Origin of the sequence: Nonomuraea lactucae (assembly GCF_003313395.1) — a bacterium.
In the GTDB taxonomy this organism is placed as follows: Bacteria; Actinomycetota; Actinomycetes; order Streptosporangiales; family Streptosporangiaceae; genus Nonomuraea; species Nonomuraea lactucae.
This window is the reverse complement of sequence record NZ_QNFZ01000535.1, coordinates 1-1,626: the sequence shown is the minus strand read 5'-3', so window position 1 is coordinate 1,626 and position 1,626 is coordinate 1. Positions and strand designations below refer to the sequence as shown.

At 76.0% G+C, this 1,626-nt stretch carries 1 protein-coding gene, 1 pseudogene and 1 riboswitch; of the genes and pseudogenes, one reads left to right on the top strand and one right to left on the bottom strand.

The window, feature by feature from the left end; translation table 11 throughout:
- Positions 1–697, bottom strand: a pseudogene (locus DQW85_RS23335) (precorrin-3B synthase); the annotation flags it as partial.
- Positions 698–717: 20 nt separating this feature from the next.
- Positions 718–899: riboswitch (cobalamin riboswitch) on the top strand.
- Positions 900–937: 38 nt separating this feature from the next.
- Here DQW85_RS23335 and DQW85_RS23330 point away from each other — a divergent pair.
- A partial coding sequence (locus DQW85_RS23330; protein ID WP_205315349.1) for a cobaltochelatase subunit CobN occupies positions 938–1,626 on the top strand: 689 nt, incomplete at its 3' end.

The following is a 1,626-nucleotide window of genomic DNA, read 5'->3' as shown; positions in this document are numbered from 1 at the left end:
CGGCCCGCTGCCCGCGCTGGACCGGCGCGGGTCCCGGCGCCGTGGCACCTCCCAGCCGGGCGGCGACCCGGCCCGCCCCGTCCGGAAGGTCCCCGATGCGCCACACACCCTCGGAGCCCCGCTCGTCGAGGAACGCCTCCGCCGCCGCGAGCATGAGCTCGACCGGATCCCCGCCCGCCCCGGTCAGCCTGGCTCCGGCCAGGAGCGACCCGCCGGGCGTGAACGTGACGTCCGCGCCGAGCCCCACCACATCGCCCGTGCCGTCGTCCAGGGCGAACAGGAACCGCCCCGGCAGCCCGGCGAGCCTGTCACGCCCGCACAGCGCCCGGTCCAGCGCCTCGACCAGGGGTTGCGTCTCCACGAGCCCGCCCGGCCCGTGCCCGTTCAGCGGCGAGGCGACGATGTTGCGCACCCGCTCGTGCGAGGCCGACGGCAGCAGCCCCGCCTCCGCCATCCGTACGGCGAACCCCGGCGCGGAACGCAGCCCGCGCACCTGGACGTTCGCCCGGGAGGTCAGTTCGATCACCCCGGAGCCCAGCTCGGCCGCGCAGTCGGCGAGTACGCGCAGCTGGGCGGCCGAGACAGCGCCCCCCGGCACGCGGACCCTCGCCAGCGCGCCGTCAGCCGCCTCGTGCACCTGGAGCGCTCCCGGGCAGGCGTCTGGACGCATACGCAGGAAAAAGTCGGCTTCGGACACGAAGAGGATGGTAACGCCAGTTCGTACTGCCGTACCCTTACCGCGAGGCGAAGGCAAGGGGAGGAAGCCGGTGCGAAACCGGCGCGGTCCCGCCACTGTGACCGGGGAGCGAACCCCACCAGCAGGCCACTTCCCGGCGACGGGTGGGAAGGCCGGGGTGAGCGCCGATCCGGGAGCCAGGAGACTCCTGCCGTCGCTACACCCGCGACCGGGGCGAGGACCCCGAGGGAGGACTTCCGCGTGCCTGGCGAAAGCCGTACCACCGTCCTGCTGCTCTCCACCTCCGACACCGACCTGCTGAGCGCCCGCGCCTGCGGCGCCCCCTACCGCCTGGGCAACCCCGCCAGGCTCCCGGTCGAGGACCTGCCCGCGCTGCTCGACGGCGCCGACCTGGTCGTGGTCCGCCTGCTGGGCGGGCGCCGCGCCTGGGAGGAAGGGCTCGACCACCTGCTGGCCGGCCCCCGCCCGGTGGTGGTGCTCGGCGGCGAGCAGGCGCCGGACGCCGAGCTGATGGAGCTGTCCACGGTCAGCGCCGGGACCTGCGCCGAGGCGCACGCCTACCTCGCCCATGGCGGACCCGGCAACCTGGCCGAGTTGCACGCGTTCCTCTCCGACACGGTGCTGCTGACCGGCCACGGCTTCGCGCCGCCCGCCCCCGCGCCCGCCTGGGGGCGGCTGGAGCGCGTCCCGCGCCGTCACGACGGGCCGGTGGTCGGCGTGCTCTACTACCGCGCCCACCACATGGCGGGCAACACCGGCTTCGTCGAGACGCTCTGCCGGGCCGTCGAGGACGCGGGCGGGCAGGCGCTGCCGGTCTTCTGCTCGTCCCTGCGGACCGCCGAACCCGCGCTGTTCGACACGCTGCGCGCCGCCGACGCCCTGGTCGTCACGGTGCTGGCGGCGGGCGGCACCCGGCCGGCCACCGCGGG